This is a genomic window from Streptomyces sp. NPDC059166 (assembly GCF_042755185.1).
Taxonomy (GTDB): Bacteria; Actinomycetota; Actinomycetes; order Streptomycetales; family Streptomycetaceae; genus Streptomyces.
In genome coordinates this window covers 36,925-52,535 of the sequence record NZ_JBHZCI010000048.1, presented here as the reverse complement: position 1 = coordinate 52,535, position 15,611 = coordinate 36,925, and the positions used below count along the sequence as shown (strand labels likewise).

General features: G+C 72.6%; 14 protein-coding genes and 1 pseudogene. 7 read left to right on the top strand and 8 right to left on the bottom strand.

The window, feature by feature from the left end; translation table 11 throughout:
• Nucleotides 1-196: 196 nt before the first annotated feature.
• On the top strand, nucleotides 197-649 hold the full coding sequence (locus ACFXOA_RS28295) for a glutaredoxin domain-containing protein (RefSeq protein WP_385034341.1): 453 nt from the start codon (nucleotides 197-199) through the stop codon (nucleotides 647-649).
• A 304-nt stretch (nucleotides 650-953) separates the two neighbouring features.
• Here ACFXOA_RS28295 and ACFXOA_RS28290 read toward each other — a convergent pair whose 3' ends face one another.
• Nucleotides 954-2,084, bottom strand: coding sequence for an AI-2E family transporter (locus ACFXOA_RS28290; protein WP_385034339.1), 1,131 nt, complete (start codon nucleotides 2,082-2,084; stop codon nucleotides 954-956).
• A 337-nt stretch (nucleotides 2,085-2,421) separates the two neighbouring features.
• Here ACFXOA_RS28290 and ACFXOA_RS28285 point away from each other — a divergent pair, with 337 nt between their 5' ends.
• Together ACFXOA_RS28285 and ACFXOA_RS28280 are read left to right on the top strand one after the other, a co-directional pair.
• Nucleotides 2,422-2,760, top strand: coding sequence for a DUF6233 domain-containing protein (locus tag ACFXOA_RS28285; RefSeq protein WP_385034337.1), 339 nt, complete (start codon nucleotides 2,422-2,424; stop codon nucleotides 2,758-2,760).
• 453 nt (nucleotides 2,761-3,213) lie between these two features.
• A complete protein-coding gene (locus tag ACFXOA_RS28280; RefSeq protein WP_385034335.1) occupies nucleotides 3,214-4,443 on the top strand; it encodes a cation:proton antiporter in 1,230 nt (409 codons plus the stop codon).
• Nucleotides 4,444-4,502: 59 nt separating this feature from the next.
• Here ACFXOA_RS28280 and ACFXOA_RS28275 read toward each other — a convergent pair whose 3' ends face one another.
• Together ACFXOA_RS28275 and ACFXOA_RS28270 are read right to left on the bottom strand one after the other, a co-directional pair.
• A complete protein-coding gene (locus ACFXOA_RS28275) occupies nucleotides 4,503-6,140 on the bottom strand; it encodes an acyl-CoA dehydrogenase family protein (protein ID WP_385034333.1) in 1,638 nt (545 codons plus the stop codon).
• 27 nt (nucleotides 6,141-6,167) lie between these two features.
• Nucleotides 6,168-6,776, bottom strand: a complete 609-nt coding sequence (locus ACFXOA_RS28270) for a TetR/AcrR family transcriptional regulator (RefSeq protein ID WP_385034331.1) — start codon at nucleotides 6,774-6,776, stop codon at nucleotides 6,168-6,170.
• A 281-nt stretch (nucleotides 6,777-7,057) separates the two neighbouring features.
• Between ACFXOA_RS28270 and ACFXOA_RS28265 the strand changes: the two genes are divergently transcribed.
• From ACFXOA_RS28265 to ACFXOA_RS28250, 4 genes are all read left to right on the top strand, one after another.
• Nucleotides 7,058-7,660 (top strand): TetR/AcrR family transcriptional regulator, encoded by a 603-nt coding sequence (locus tag ACFXOA_RS28265; RefSeq protein WP_385034329.1) that lies wholly within the window; start codon nucleotides 7,058-7,060, stop codon nucleotides 7,658-7,660.
• A gap of 235 nt (nucleotides 7,661-7,895) precedes the next feature.
• Nucleotides 7,896-8,831, top strand: coding sequence for a TauD/TfdA dioxygenase family protein (locus ACFXOA_RS28260; RefSeq protein WP_385034327.1), 936 nt, complete (start codon nucleotides 7,896-7,898; stop codon nucleotides 8,829-8,831).
• A 39-nt stretch (nucleotides 8,832-8,870) separates the two neighbouring features.
• Nucleotides 8,871-10,169 (top strand): MFS transporter, encoded by a 1,299-nt coding sequence (locus tag ACFXOA_RS28255; protein WP_385034325.1) that lies wholly within the window; start codon nucleotides 8,871-8,873, stop codon nucleotides 10,167-10,169.
• A 45-nt stretch (nucleotides 10,170-10,214) separates the two neighbouring features.
• Entirely contained in the window at nucleotides 10,215-11,927 is a 1,713-nt protein-coding gene (locus tag ACFXOA_RS28250; RefSeq protein ID WP_385034323.1) for an aldehyde dehydrogenase family protein, read from the top strand.
• 78 nt (nucleotides 11,928-12,005) lie between these two features.
• On the opposite strand, the gene ACFXOA_RS28245 is transcribed toward ACFXOA_RS28250, so the two are convergent.
• From ACFXOA_RS28245 to ACFXOA_RS28225, 5 genes and pseudogenes are all read right to left on the bottom strand, one after another.
• On the bottom strand, nucleotides 12,006-12,353 hold the full coding sequence (locus tag ACFXOA_RS28245; protein ID WP_385034321.1) for a VOC family protein: 348 nt from the start codon (nucleotides 12,351-12,353) through the stop codon (nucleotides 12,006-12,008).
• Between the two features lie 110 nt (nucleotides 12,354-12,463).
• Complete coding sequence (locus ACFXOA_RS28240) at nucleotides 12,464-12,964, bottom strand: DUF3291 domain-containing protein (RefSeq protein WP_385034319.1); 501 nt, start codon at nucleotides 12,962-12,964, stop codon at nucleotides 12,464-12,466.
• A gap of 41 nt (nucleotides 12,965-13,005) precedes the next feature.
• On the bottom strand, nucleotides 13,006-13,677 hold the full coding sequence (locus ACFXOA_RS28235) for a helix-turn-helix transcriptional regulator (RefSeq protein WP_385034317.1): 672 nt from the start codon (nucleotides 13,675-13,677) through the stop codon (nucleotides 13,006-13,008).
• Nucleotides 13,678-13,781: 104 nt separating this feature from the next.
• A pseudogene (locus ACFXOA_RS28230) lies at nucleotides 13,782-14,196 on the bottom strand (cupin domain-containing protein).
• 158 nt (nucleotides 14,197-14,354) lie between these two features.
• A complete protein-coding gene (locus tag ACFXOA_RS28225) occupies nucleotides 14,355-15,371 on the bottom strand; it encodes a zinc-dependent alcohol dehydrogenase family protein (protein WP_385034315.1) in 1,017 nt (338 codons plus the stop codon).
• Between the last annotated feature and the right edge of the window lie 240 nt (nucleotides 15,372-15,611).

Here is a 15,611-nt window from a genome sequence, read left to right as displayed (position 1 = left end):
CGCGCCCCCCCCGGCCCACGCTGGGGGCCGCTATCCGCCGGCGGTCCCGGGGCGCCCGTTCCTGCCACACGGGGCGGGCCCCCCCCGGGGGTGGGGGGGGGGGGGGGGGGGCGCCCCGCCCCCCCCCCCCCCACCGCGCGTCCCTCGAACCGGCCGCCGTACCGGCACCGGCCGAGCACCGGTAGCCTTCGGCTCCATGACACGCGCCTGGATCCTGCCGCTCCTGCTCATGGCATGCGGAGCACTCGTCGCGACGGCTCAGTTCGTCAGAGGGAGCGCGGTCGGCGCCGTACCCTTCCTGCTCCTGTTCGCGCTGCTCGCGGGGATGAACTCCCCGCTGGTGTTCCCGAAGTCGGTCACCGAGGCGGAGGCGCGGCGCCGGAGCCAGGCCGACGGGAGGCCGGTCGTCTACTGGCGGGCGGGGTGCAAGTACTGCCTGCGCCTCCGCTTCCGCCTCGGTCCCTCCGCGCGACAGGCGTACTGGGTGGACATCTGGCGTGACCCGGCCGGGGCGGCGGCGGTTCGGGCGGTCAACGACGGCGACGAGACCGTACCCACCGTGGTGGTGGCCGGCCGGCCACACGTGAACCCGGACCCCGCATGGGTACGCGCCCGACTGCGTGAGAGCCGCTCGGCCGAGGCGGGTTGAGGCCGCCCCGGCCCCCGCCCGCCGGTGTCTTCGCCGGCCGGTCCCAGCAGACAGAACCGCATCGGAACGACGTGCTGCGCCGTCGAGGCCGTCCATGGACACGAGTTGCCGGTGACCGGACGCCACTCGGTCTGCGGCACCTCGGCGATCGGGATGAAGCCGGCGGTGGAGGATTGTCCGGTGCAGGCCGGACAGCCCGACCGGGTGCGCCGCTTCAGGTGACGGTACGTCCGCGACCGGCTGGTGCCACCCTCCCCGGGTCCACGCCCCGTGCCGGAACGGTGGACCCGGGGAGCTCGTGGTCTCAGGCTCCCGCGACGGGGTCGCCCAACGTCCCCCGGGGCGACGGGACATCGTCGTCCCCTTCGGCCTCCGGCTCGCTGAGCTGTTCGCGCAGGTAGTTCCAGACCACCGCGATCAGCGCGGCGACGGGTACGGCGAGGAGGCTGCCCACGATGCCGGCCAGGCTGCCCCCGAGCGTGACGGCGAGCAGGACCACCGCGGCGTGCAGGCCGAGCCCACGGCTCTGGATCATGGGCTGGAAGACGTTGCCCTCCAGCTGCTGCACCACGACGATGACCGCCAGCACGACCAGGGCGTCGGTGGGGCCGTTCGAAACCAGCGCGATGAGCACCGCCACGAATCCCGCGAACAGGGCTCCCACGATCGGCACGAACGCGGACACGAACGTCAGCACGGCGAGGGGGAGCACCAGCGGGACCCCGACGACCCAGAGGCCGATTCCGATGAGCACGGCGTCGAGCAGGCCGACGTACGCCTGGGAGCGGACGAATTCGCCGAGCGTCGACCAGGCGCGCTCCGCGACGACGGGGATGTCGGTGGCGAGGCGGCCGGGCAGCTGGCGTCCGAGCCACGGCAGGAAGCGGGTGCCGTCCTTGAGCATGAAGAACATGAGGAAGACCGCGAGTACCGCGGTCACCACCCCGTTGACCACCGTGCTCACCCCTGTGACGACGGTGGTGACCATGCTGCCCACGCTGTCCTGGATCCGGGCGGTCGCCGAGTCGAAGGCGCCGGTGATCTGGTCGTCGCCGATGTTGAGGGGCGGTCCGGACGCCCACTCGCGCACCCGCTGGATGCCCTCGACCACCCCGTCCGCCAGCTCACCCGACTGTGAGGCGACCGGAACGGCGATCAGTGCCGCCACCCCCACCGCGAGCAGCAGGAACAGCACCGTCACCGCCGACGCCGCCAGAGCGGGGGGCCATCCCCACTGGCGCAGCCGTCGTGCGGCGGGCCAGGTCAGCGTGGTGAGCAGCAGTCCGACGACGAGGGGCCAGACGACCGACCACATCCGTCCCAGTAGCCAGAGGAAGGCTGCGGTCATGACAAGTACGAGGAGCAGTTCGACGGAGACACGCGCCGATGTGCGCAGAGCCGCGCGCGTCCTGGTGGAGCTCAGCGTGACAGACATGCGGGACACCCTATTGGCCTACGCCACCGGATACCCGCGCGGCGCCGGGGCACGCCACCCGCCGAGCGCTTCACTCCCCGTCGGTGATCGAAGCGCGCCCGAGGCGCGGTGCGCGCTCGCATCCGCAATTCGAACAGACGTACCCTTCCGGTGTGAGCACCTGCACCTTTCCCCAGGACCGGCGCGACGCCCGGCCCTTCCCGCGACGCCGCCCCGCTGCCGCCCGAAGCACGGCACCCGCCCGGCCGCACCAGGGCGCGCCGGAGAGTCACGGGCACACCACGGGGTGTACGGGGTGGGCCGGCTCCGGTCGCACCCGCGAGGCGGTCCGAGCCCTATGACCGGACACGACGGGCTCTCCCGTCTGGACAAATGGCGGACCACGCGTGAGTACCTCGCTTGGCAGCTGCGATGCGCCGACCAGAAGGTCCGGGAGCTGGAGGCCGAGGAGAGGCAGTCCAGGCTCAGGCGGGAGAAGGCGCACGCCGAGCGCTCGTGGAAGATCCAGCCGCAGCGCTCCAGCGACAGCGCGTTGCTGCACCGGGGTTCGTGCACCTTGTACAAGAGCGACTTCGGCTACATCAGCCGCCAGGAGGCCCTGGTCGCCCTGGCGGAGCCGGACATCGAGGCGTGCCAGATCTGCCGGCCCGAGACGGGTCTGACGGGTCCGGAGTAGTGGGGCCCGCCGCCTGGTCCCGGCGGGCCGGGCCCCCGCGTGCCACCGCAGAGCCGACGGGCCGCACCCGCCCTCGTGGACGCGTGTCCGGCCCGGGGCGGGCTCACGGCCGCACACCGGATCGGTGCCGCCCGACGCGCGCCGGCGGGGGCCCGCACCGCGGGCGCGCACGCGTCGCCTACCGCCTCGCGGCACCGTTCGTCCTGTCGGACCAGCCCCGGTAGTGCGCTCGCCGCAGGCGGGTGAGGGTGGCAGCGACCGTGTACGCCGTCGGGCTCCGGCCACGGCGTGCCCGACTGCGAAGGAGTGCCGAGATGTCCCGATCCACGGATGCCGGGCCCGCGGAACCGACGACCGTGCCGGGGCGGCGGCCGGGGCTCGTGCGCCGCCTCGGCGCTCCCGGCCCCGGCCTCACCGCCCTCGCTCCGTGACCCGGCACCGCGGCGGCACCTCATGAGCCACCCGGGCACGCTCGTCCTCATCCTGGCCGCCGCCGTACTGGCCCCCCTTCTGGTGTACGCGACCCGGCGCAGGTTCCCCGTCCCGCTGGTCATCTTCGAGATCGCCCTGGGCATCCTCATCGGCCCCGACGTGCTGGGCTGGGCCGAGCCCGACCAGGTCGTCGACACGCTCGCCGACCTCGGGCTGTCGATGCTGATCTTCCTCGCCGGGTACGAGATCGACTTCGCGGCGGTCCGCGGCGACACCCTGCGCCGTTCGCTCTGGGCCTGGCTGATCTCGCTCGCCGCCGGTATCGGACTCGGCTTCCTGATCAGCGGCGGGGCGACGTTCAAGGCGTTCGTCATCGGGACGGCACTGACGAGTACGGCGCTCGGTACGGTGCTGCCGATGCTGCGGGACCGAGGTGAGCTGAAGGGCCGGTTCGGCACCGTCATGACAGCGGTCGGCGCGGTGGGGGAGTTCGGTCCGGTCGTCGCCATCGCGCTGCTGCTCAGCGGACGCCGCCCTGCGGAGTCGGCCGCACTCCTCGCGGCCTTCGCGGTCATCGCGGCAGCCGCCGTCTTCTGGGCTCTTCGCCCTCGGCCCCCTTGGTTCAGCCGGCTGACGGAGCGGACCCTGCGCAGCAGCGGACAGTTCGCGGTCCGCTTCGTGATGCTCCTGCTGGCCTGCATGCTGGGCCTGGCCGAAGCGTTCGGCCTGGACGTGCTGCTGGGCGCCTTCGCCGCGGGTGTCGTCACCCGGCTCGTCCTGCACCGGGCTGCCCCCACGAGCAGCGACGAGGTGCTGGGCAAGGTCGAGGCGATGGGCTTCGGCTTCCTGGTGCCGCTGTTCTACGTGGTCACCGGCATCGAGTTCGATCTGGACGCGTTGCTGGACAACCTGGCGGACCTGATGGTGGTGCCTCTGTTCCTGCTCCTGTTCCTTCTCGTCCGGGGCGCCCCGGTGTTCGTGTTCGCGCCGAGGGATCTCGACCGCGCCGACCGGGCCGGCCTCGCCCTGTTCGCCTCGACGTGTCTTCCCCTGGTCGTCGCGATCACCACGATCGGCGTGGACCAGAAGATCCTCGCTTCCAACGAGGCCGCGTCGATGGTGGGTGCCGCGATGCTGTCGGTGCTGGTCCTGCCGTGGATGGCGGGCCGGGTGCGTTCGGCGTCCGCCCGGCCGGACACGGCCGACCGGGCGGATTCCCCGTCGGCCGCGGCGGACTCCGAGGCCTGGTGACCGCCTCGGGGCGCGTCCGGGTCACCGGGCCCGCGGTCCGCGCGTGAGCACGGTGCCGTTCAGGCCGGGAGCCGCTCCAGCAGTGCGGCGAAGTCCGTGCCCGGTTCCAGGGTCCCGAAGGCGAGTCCGTGGTCACCCGCGAGACGCGACGCGCAGAAGGCGTCGGCGACGGCGGGGGGCGCGTGGCGTACGAGGAGCGACCCCTGCAACACGAGTGCCGCGCGTTCGATCAGCCGACGGGCCCGCAACGGGGCGTCCTCGGTGAGGGTCAGCTCGCCGCTGAGCTCCCGCCAGGCGGCGTCCAGCCGCCGGTCGGCCCCCGCGGCCTGCTCGATCTCCGCACGGAAGGCTTCCAGGCACTCCGGCTCGCGTGACAGCGCCCGCAGCAGGTCGAGGGCGTTGACGTTGCCGGACCCCTCCCAGATGCCGTTGAGCGGAGCCTCACGGTAGAGACGCGGCATGCCGGACGCCTCGTCGTACCCGTTGCCGCCCAGGCACTCCAGCGCCTCGGCGACCGCGACGGGCTGCCGCTTGCACACCCAGTACTTGGCGACCGCCGTGGCCACCCGGAGGAAGGCGCGCTCCCGGGTGTCACCGCGCTGCGCCCGGTCCGTGGCGCCCGCGAGCCGGAGGGCGAGCGAGGTGGCGGCCTCGGACTCCAGCGAGAGGTCGCCGAGGACGTTGCGCATCAGCGGCTGGCCGATCAGTTCGGTGCCGAAGACCGAGCGGTGCCTGGCGTGGTGCGCCGCCTGCGCGAGGGCGGCCCGGGTGCCGGCCGCGGAGCCCAGCACGCAGTCGAGCCGCGTCATCGTCACCATGCCGATGATGGTCCGTACGCCCTTGCCCTCCTCCCCCACGAGCCAGGCGACGGTTCCGTCGAACTCGGGCTCACTGCTGGCGTTGGAGCGGTTGCCCAGCTTGTCCTTCAGGCGCTGGATGCGGAAGTTGTTGCGGGTGCCGTCCGGCAGGACGCGAGGGACGAGGAAGCAGGACAGCCCGCCCGGTGCCTGGGCGAGCACGAGGAAGAGGTCGTTCATCGGGGCGCTGGTGAACCACTTGTGTCCACGCAGATGCCAGGTGCCGTCGGACTGTTCGGCCGCGGTGGTGGTGTTGGCCCTGACATCGGTGCCGCCCTGCTTCTCCGTCATGCCCATCCCGGCGAGCAGCCCGGCCTTCGCCGCCGGGGTGCGCAGCCCGGGTTCGTAGACACGGCTGGTGAGCAGGGGCTCGTAGGTCCCGGCCAGGTCGGGTGCGTGGCGCAGCGCGGGCACGACGGCATACGTCATGGAGACCGGGCACAGGTGTCCCGGCTCCACGGTCCCGGCCAGCATGAGCCCCGCCGCCCTGGCCACGTGCGCGCCCGGCCGTTCGTCCGCCCAGGCGGCGCCGGCGAGCCCCGCGCCGACCGACATGTCCATCAGGCGGTGGTAGGCGGGGTGGAACTCGACCTCGTCGATCCGGTGCCCGTAGCGGTCGTGGGTCCGCAATTCGGGCTCGTGACGGTTGGCCTGGTCCGCCCAGTGCTGCGCCTCCTCGGAGCCGACGACCCGGCCGAGCCGGTGCAGTTCGTCCAGGTGCCAGGCGGCTCCCTCCCGCCGGACGGCCTCGACGAGGACCGGGTCGTCCGCGACGTCGTGGCCGGTGAGGGGCGGGGCCTGGTTGGTCACCTCGTGGGTGGACGGGCCGCTGGTCGTCATGGGGGCTTCCTCCGGGGGTGTTCGTGGTCAGTCGGTCGGGGCGCCGGCGCACCTCAGTGCTGTGGCGACGAGATCGTCGAGCAGTTCTTCGGTGGCACCCTCGTCCGGGGCTCCCAGCGGGTCGACGAGCACCTCGCCGATCGCGCCGGTCAGTGCGGCGGCGGTGATCCCGGCGTTCTGGGGCGGGAGTTGCCCGGACGTCACGCCCTGGTGGACGATCTCGGCGAACAGGGCCCGGTAGCGGCGCCGGAACTCGAGTCGCTCCGCGCCCACGGCGGGCTCGGCGGGCGCGGCGAGCAGGGCGTAGGCGAGGCCCCTGTTCTCCAGGGCGCGACGGGCGAAGACCTCTGCGCCACGGCGCAGCCGCTCGACCGGGTCGCCCACGCCGTGCAGCACTTCGCCGAGCACCTCCACCTCGCGCCCGGCGGCGCGCCGGAACACCTCGACGGCGAGCGCCGCCTTCGACGAGAAGTGCTGGTACACCGAGCCGGCGGCGATGCCCGCCGCGTCCGCGACGGCCGCCACGGACGCCTGTGACCAGCCCACATCGGCGACGACCTGGGTGGCGCAGGTGACGAGGTGCTCCCGTGCGGCTTCGAGCCGGCCGATCTCGGCCGGGGTCTTGCGGTAGGCCATCCAAGAAGTGAACCATCATTCAAAGTTTCCCGCCACGGTCGCCCGGTACAGGATCCCGCGCGAGGTGGTGCCGCGATGGATCTTCCCCGCACCCCGTCGGGGAGATCGCCGAGCACTCGCCGAGGGCCCGTCCGACGGCCCGTGAGAAGCCCGCCGCGGCCGGCCGACAGCCGCATACCCGCGCACCCCGGGGGCACCCTCCCGACCCCCGGAGACCTCGCGTGCACAGCCGGCCGCATCCCCGCTCACGCCGGGGCGCCGATGCCGCGTAGGGTCGTGCCATGACGGAGGAGCGGGCGCAGGGCACACGGAGGGGGCCGGGACGGCCCCGCCAGGCGCATGTCACGCGCGCCGTCCTCGACGCCGTCGTCGAACTGGTGGCGGAGAGCGGCATGGGCGCGCTGACCATGGATGCGGTCGCCGCCCGAGCCGGCGTCAGCAAGCCCGCCATGTACCGCCGCTGGCCCACCAAACAGGATCTCGTCATCGCCGCGGCAGAGTCACGGATCGGCCCTCTGGCCGTCCCCGACATGGGGGACTTCCGCACCGAACTGAGGGCGGTACTGACCGCGCGGATGGAGGCCTACCGCCGGCCGGGCGTCGACCGGTTGCTGGCCGGTGTGATCGGCTCCGCCGCGGAGGCCGGAGCCGAGACGGGCGCCTACCGGGACTACACCTCGCGCGTCATGAGCGAGACCCGGCACCTGCTGGAGCGCGGGGTCGCTCGTGGCGACGTCCGGCCGGACGTCGACGTGGCTGACGCGGCCACGCTCGTGGCGGCCGCTCTGGTCTTCCGCATGGTCGGCGAGCAGCGGATGCCCGACGCGTCGCTGGTGGAGTCCGTGGTGGACATGGTCGGCCGCGCGGTGAGCACGCAGCCCTGAGGGCCGCCCCGGCGCCCCCCCTCGCAGCGGCCCCCTGCGTGCGTCCAAGAGCAGGTGAACCCGTCGCGCACGCGGGGCGGTCGCCCGCGTGCGCCGCCTCGCCACGCCCGGCGGCGACCTCGTTCGCGCCTCGGGGAATCCACCGGAATCAAGTCCTCCCGACCCCTTGACCCGCCTCGGCGCAGATATCGATACTGCCGGTTACGTAATACGAATCCGTAGCCGGGAGGCACCCATGCAGTCCGTCGCTTCGACCTCTGTGACGAATCCCAGGCCCGTGCTCGACAAGCCCCTCATGCACTACGGGAGCCGCGTCCTGGACCGGGTGGCGCCCGGTGCCACCCCGTTCGAGTACCGGCTGCTCGACGTCGCCCCGCTCACCCCGCACTTCGGCGCGGTGCTCGGCGGCGTCGATCTGACCCGGCCCGTGAGCGAGGAACTGGCGGAGGAGCTGCGGCAGGCCCTGCTCGAGTGGAAGGTGATCTTCTTCCGCGGGCAGACCGGTTTCAACGCCGAGCACCAGCTGGCCCTGTCCGGCCTGTGGGGCCCTCCGGAGGCCAACCCGTTCTTCGCGCAGACCGGGACGCCGGGCATCTCCCGCCTCGCCAAGGACGCGAAGGCGGCGGGGAACAAGAACATCTGGCACAGCGACCACTCGTTCATGGCCAACCCGTCGCTCGGCGCGGTCCTGCGGGCCGTCGAGGTGCCCGCCGCCGGTGGCGACACGATGTGGGCGGACATGGCGGCCGCCTACGACAACCTGCCCGCCGACCTCAAGGCGCGGATCGAGGAGCTCACCGCAGTACACGACTGGGAGGCGAGCTGGGGGGCTCTCATGGACGAGGAGCAGAAGGCCTCGTTCCGTGAGAGCTGGCCGCAGGTCGAGCACCCGGTCGTCGTACGCCACCCGCGCAGCGGCCGGAAGACCCTGTACGTGAACGAGCCGTTCACCCGGTACATCAAGGGCCTGTCCGAGGCGGAGAACCGTGAACTCCTGGACGTCCTGGTGCTCCAGGCGCGTATCCCCGAGTTCCAGATCCGCTTCCGCTGGGAGGCCGACTCCATCGCGATCTGGGACAACATCGCCACCCAGCACTACGCGGTCAACGACTACTTCCCGCAGCGCCGCGTGATGGAGCGCATCGCCATCGCCGGTGTCCCGCTGTCCTGACCGCCCATCACTCCCCCTCCTCACTCCCCAGGAGCACCCATGACCGCGGTACCCACCGTGCCCCAGCCGTCGACGGGGGCCGCAGAGCCCACCGGTGACGGCGGACGGCGCGCCTGGACGGTGACCGTCCTGCTCGTGGTCTTCATGATGGTCAACTTCGCGGACAAGTCGGTGCTCGGCCTCGCCGCCGACGAGATCCGTGCGGACCTCCATCTGAGCGCCACCCACTTCGGTCTCGCCAACAGCGCGTTCTTCCTGCTCTTCTCCGTGGCCGCCGTCGTCGTCGGCCTGGCCGCCGACCGGATGTCGCCGAAGCTGCTGCTGCTGGTCATGGCGGTCCTGTGGTCCGTGGCCCAGGTCCCGGCCGCCGTCGGCGGGGGCCTGGCCGTGCTCGTCACCTCGCGCGTCTTCCTCGGCGCCGCCGAAGGCCCCGCCTTCCCGGTCGCGCAACAGGCCACGCTGGCGTGGTTCCCGGACCACCGGCGCAACCTGCCCGGCGCGCTGATCACCCTGGGGGTCACCCTCGGAGTGATCGTCTCGGCTCCTGGACTGTCCTGGGTGATCCAGAACCACGGCTGGCGGGCGGCCCTGTGGGTGCTCGCCGCGGCGGGGGTGCTCTGGGCCGCCGCCTGGGCGGCGCTCGGCGCGGACGGGCGCCACAGCACGGCGACGACCGCCGTGACCGGCCGGCGGGAGGAGCGGCCGGCGGTCCCCTACCGGAGGATCTTCACCAGCCGCACCTGGATCGGTGCCACCCTCGCCTACTTCACCAGCTACTGGACCGTCGCCCTCATGCTGGTCTGGCTGCCCTCCTACCTGCGCAACGCGCTCGGCTACGCGGCCGGACAGGCCGGCGTCGTCGTGGTCGCGCCCTGGGCGGTCGGCGCGGTCGTACTCCTCGCTCAGGCCGGCATCACGGGGCGGCTGATGCGGCGGGGCGTCAGCAGCCGCCACGCCCGGGGCCGGGTCGGCGGCTGGATCCTGGCGATCGGCGCGGCCTGCTGTGCGGCGCTGCCGTTCGTGGACGGCACGGCCGCGAAGACCGTGCTGGTGGCCCTCGGCTTCGGGTTCGGCGGCTCGTACGCCACGGTCGCGGCGACCACCGTCGCCGAACTGGCCCCGCCGGCCCGGGGCGGCGGCGCTCTGGGCACCATGAACGCGGTCGTGACCGCGGCGGGTCTGGCCGCCCCCGCGATCGTCGGAGCACTCGTCGACGCCCAGGGCAACGACGGGTACGGCAGTGCCGTCCTGCTGTCCGGTGCGCTGCTCGCCGTGGGCGCGGCGGCGTCCTTCCTCCTCGTCGATCCGGCCCGCGACATCGCGCGGCTGAGCGGCTGACGCGGCCTCACCACCCCAACCCGACACACCCAACGGAGTTCACCTGTGACTGCCGCACCCCCGCTCGACACCGCCTCCCTCGACGCCGCGCTCTGCGACCTGCGCGACCACGCGGAGTCCTGGACGGTCCTGCCGCTCGCCGGGCGCATCGGCCTGCTGGAGCGGCTCCTTCCCCGCATCGGTGACGAGGCCGCCGCCATGGCCGCCGGCTCCGCGAGTGCCAAGGGCTACGACCCCTCCTCCGGCTGGGCCGCCGAGGACTGGGTCACCGCCCCCTGGGCACTGGCCCAGACGGTGAGCGCGTATCTGCACGTACTGCGCCGCCTGGCGGCCGGGAAGGAGCCCGTCCCCTCCCGTGCCGTCCGTACCCGGAACGGCCGTACGGTCGTCGACGTCTTCCCCGCCACGGCCACCGACCGGCTGCTGCTCAACGGATTCACCGCCGAGGTCCGGACACGGCCGGGCACGACCCGGGAGCAGGTCCTGGCACGCGCCGCGGGCGAGTACCGCGGCCGCCCCGGCGCGACGGCCGTCGCGCTGGTGCTGGGCGCCGGAAACGTCCCGTCCATCACCCCGCTCGACATACTGCACAAGCTGTACGCCGAGGGTCAGGTCGTCCTCGCCAAGATGAACCCGGTCAACGCCCATCTGCGACCGCACTTCGAGAAGGTCTTCGCGGAGTTCGTCGAGGCGGGCTGGGTGCGCTTCGTGGACGGCGGCGCCGCCGAGGGTGCCTATCTCACCACCCACGACACGGTCGACTCCATACACGTCACCGGCAGTGAGCGAACCCACGACGCCATCGTGTGGGGCACCGGCGACAGCGGTGAGGAACGCCGGCGGTCCGACACCCCCGTCAACGACAAGCCGTTCACCAGTGAACTGGGTGGGGTCAGTCCCTGCATCGTCACCCCCGGCCCGTGGAGCGCGGCGGACTTCCGCTTCCAGGCGGAGCACATCGTCACCAGCAAGCTGAACAACTCCGGCCACAACTGCGTCGCCACGCAGATCCTGCTCGTGCCCCGGCACTGGGACGGCACCGAACGACTGCTCAACGAGATACGCCGGGTGCTGCGCGAACTGCCGCAGCGCGGCGACTACTACCCCGGCGCGGCCGGCCGCCTGGGCGCCGTGACCGGCGCCCACCCGGAGGCCGAGGTGTACGGCGACGGAGCCTGCCGTGTCCTCGTACCGGACATCACCGGCGACGACGACACGATGCTCACGGACGAGGTGTTCGCCAGCGCCCTCGGTGTGGTGCGGCTGCCGGGCGAGGACGCGCCCGGATTCCTCCGCGCCGCGACGGAGTTCGCCAACGACAGGCTGCCCGGCACCCTCGGCGCCACCCTGCTGGTCCATCCCAGGACCGAGCGCGCGCATCGGGCCGCCGTGGACGAGGCGGTCGACGCACTGCGGTACGGCACGCTCGGCGTCAACTGCTGGTCGGCGTTCGGGTTCCTCATCGGATACACACCCTGGGGGGCCTTCCCGGGCCACACCCGTCAGGACATCGGAAGCGGCACCGGGTTCGTGCACAACGCGTTCATGCTGGAGGACGTGGAGAAGACGGTCCTGCGGGCACCGTTCGCGCCCGCTCCGCGCGGGCTGTTCACCGGCTCGCCCTCCCTGTCGCCCCGGCCGCCGTACTACGTCACCAACCGGACCGGGCTCACGACGATGTCCCGCCTCACCGCCTACACCGCCGATCCGCGCGTGTCCCGCCTGCCTGCCGTGTTCGCGTCCGCGCTGCGGGGCTGAGCCCGCCGGGGCGTGGGGCCTGGGGCGGTCACCTGCCCGGGCACGCGGAGTCCGGACGCCGGGGACGGCTCGCGGTGGTCAGAGGTGGCCGAGTACGTTGACGACCGTGCCGCCGGGGTCGCGGACGAGGAAGCGCCGCACGCCCCACTCCTCGTCCTGGAGGGGGTGGAGGATCTCGGCACCGGCGTCCCGCACGGCCGCGTACGCCGCGTCCACGTCGTCCACCTCGATGCTCAGATCAGGGGTGACCGGGGCGGTTCTGTCACCGGTCATGATGCTGACATGTGCCGCCGGGGCGCCCGGGGAGGCGAGCGTCATGATCCAGCCGTGGTTCATGACCTCCTCCAGTCCCAGCAGGCCGTAGAACTCGCTGCTCCGCGAGAGCTCCCGCGACCGGATGTTGGGTACGACACGGCGGACGGACACGGGCTGCTCCTCAGCATCGCTGGATTCCGGGACGCTCCACGAGTATTCCCGCGCGTCCCCTGCCACGCGGGATCTCGCGAGGAACGGCGCGCCCGGATCGGCCTCTCAGGTCAGGTCTCGTCGGCCACGGCGTACGTCGCCTGGAGCGCCTCGGCGCAGGTGTACGAGGACGTGAAGGTGAACGCTCTCGGGGACGGGCCGTTCACCCGCAGCTCCGCCAGTCGCTCCAGGGCCTCGGCGACGGTCGGGAGGTGTCCGGCCGGCACCCACCACAGAACCAGGTGCGCCTCGACGTTCTTCTCGAAGAACTCGCGGCGCCGCCGCAGCAGGTCCAGGTGCCCGCTCCGGTATGTGAAGTCCCACAGGGCTTGTCGTGTCTCCCACACCGAGAGGTTGACGATGACGTGCTCACCGGCCGGTCGCAGGCCGGTGGCGTCACTCTCCCCGTCCCCCACCAGTCGCCAGACGAACCCGGGTGTGCCGTCGGCGACGGCGTTCAGCGGCTCGAGCATCTCGACGAAGGGCGCCATCCGCGGGTCGTCGAGCGGGTGACGGAGTGTCGAGACATTGAGCTGGGCGAGGTGCGCGGCAGCGTGCCGGGAGGCGGTCATGGCCCCATCCCAGCACCCCTCGGATTTCTATGTCAACGAATTTACATTTTAGAGTCCTGGACCGTCACACAGCACTCCCCCGCCCTGGCGTCCATCCGGGCACGCATCGGGCTCCCCCTCCCCAGCAGCCCTTCGACGAGGGCGAGGTTCATCCCGCACACCAGCGGCGGGTAGCGCTCCGCGACGGCGTGAAAGGGGCAGTTGCGCATCCGGACGGCCCGGCCCTCCGAGCCCGTCGCGCCCCCTGCCGCCTCCAGGTGCGGTTCGTAACCACGCGCGGCCAGCAGGTCCACGACCGCTTCGAGATCACCGCAGGGTTCCGCCGTACCACGCAGGGCTTCACCCCGCCGGCGCGCGGACACGCAGAGTTCCGCGTCCAGACCGGCGCCCTCGGCGGCCTCCGCGAGCAGTTCGGCGGCGGTGCGGTAGTCGCGGGCGGGCAGCGAGAAGGTCCGCTCACCGCCGGCGCGGGTGTAGACCTTGGCAGGACGGCCCGCCCCGGGACCCGAGCGGCCGGTCAGGCGGCGGCTGCCGCTGTCCAGCAACCCGACGGCCGTCAGCTTGTCCAGATGGTGCGCGGCAAGGGTGCGCGCCACACCGGCGGCCTCGGCGGCCTCGTTCCGGCCGACTTCGCGTCCTTGTGCGGCCACGTACTCGTACAGGCGGCGGCGCACGGGATCCTGCAGCGCCGCGATCGCGTCGATGTCCTCCACCGGGCCATTCTAGGAACAACGCAACTTGTCGACAGAGCTGCGCTCCCGGGCCCGCAGCCGCCCCGGCACCCCGGCGGTCGCGGGCCCTGGAGCCCACGTGGCGGTCAGCCGTCGGCCGCGCCCGTTGCCGCGGCGTACTGCTCGTCGGTCACCGGCTCCAGCCAGGTGGTGCCGTCGCCCTCACCGTCGCCGACGACCATGGCGATGTGGGCCATGAACGTGGTGTCGGTAGCTCCGTGCCAGTGCTCCTCACCGGGCGGGCACTTGACCGTCTGCCCCGCGCCGACACGTACGACGTCGCCGTCACGGGTGCCGACGAGGCCGGTGCCGTCGGTGATGTGGAGGGTCTGCCCGTTGGCGTGGGAGTGCCAGTTGGTCCGTGCCCCCGGGGGTGAAGCGCACCAGTGCGGCGGCCAGCCTGGCGGGGTCGGCGGGGGTCTCGATCATGTCGAGGTGGACGTCGCCGGTGAAGCGCTCGGCGGGGCCCTTGACGGTGGGTGTCCGGGTGATGTGTTCCACGGTGCTGTTCCTCTCGCGGGTTCAGATGACGGAGGGTCGGTTCCGGCGATGGTTCCCACCGGGGCGCGACGGCGCGGCGCGCCCCGGGGCGGCCGGACGGCCGGGGCGCGGCCCGGGGCGGGCGTACGGCCGGGGCGCGGCCCGGGGCGGCCGGACGGTCAGGGCTTGAGGAGGGCCTTGACCGCGCGGCGTTCGTCCATCGCCTTGTAGCCCTCGGCGACCTGGTCCAGGGGCAGGGTCAGGTCGAAGACCTTGCCCGGTTCGATACGGCCCGTCAGGACCAGGTCGACCAGTTCGGGAAGATAGCGCCGCACGGGTGCGGGGCCACCACGCAGGCCGACGTGGGAGAAGAAGAGCTCCTGGCCGTCGACCGCGACCTCGTGGGGGACGCCGACGAATCCGACGTTGCCGCCGGGACGGGCGGACCGGAGAGCCTGCCGCACGGCCTGGGCGGTGCCCACGCACTCGAGCACGCTGTCCGCGCCGATGCCGCCGGTGAGGTCCTTGATCCGAGCGATGCCCTCGTCGCCGCGCTCGGAGACGATGTCGGTGGCACCGAACTCCCGCGCGAGCTTCTGCCGGGTCTCGTGCCGGCTCATCGCGATGATCCGCTCCGCGCCCATCTCCTTGGCGGCGATCACCGCGGACAGGCCCACCGCGCCGTCTCCGACCACCACCGCGGTCGAGCCGGGCCTGACCTCGGCTGCGTCGGCGGCCCACCAGCCGGTCCCCATGACGTCGGAGACGGCGAGCAGGCCGGGCCAGAAGGCCTCGTCAGGCACCTGCTCGGTGGCGACCAGGGTGCCCTGGGCGTTGGGGATGCGGACGTAGTCGGCCTGGCAGGTGCTCATGAACTCACGGTGCAGGCAGTTCGACTGGAATCCGTTGCGGCAGTTCGCACAGGTGTTGTCCGACGTCGCGAACGAACCGACGACGAACTGCCCGGGCCGGACGGAGGTGACCTCGCTTCCCACCTCCTCGACGAAACCGACGTACTCGTGGCCCATGGGGTGCGGGTCGCCGATCGGCTCCAGGCCCCGCCACTGCCACAGGTCGGATCCGCAGACGCAGGTGACGGCCGTGCGGATGATCGCGTCGGTGGGCGTGAGGATCTTCGGGTCGTCGAGCGTCTCGAGACGGACGTCGCCGGGGGCGTGGATCACTGCGCCGCGCATGATGGTGCTTCCTTACGTACGGGGGTCGGGCCCGCCCGTGGCGGCCCTCGTGCTGCCGGATCCGGCCGGGGGCGCCGTGACGCCCCCGCTGCTGCCGGAATCCCGGTGGCCTCCGTCCTGCCCGCGCCTGTGAGGGAACGGGGGGAGCGCCACGTCATCCAGGAAACCGCTGTTCGGCGGACGCAGCCAGTCACCGTCGATGGGTGTACCGGCAGTACACCTCTCCGACGGCCCGATGCA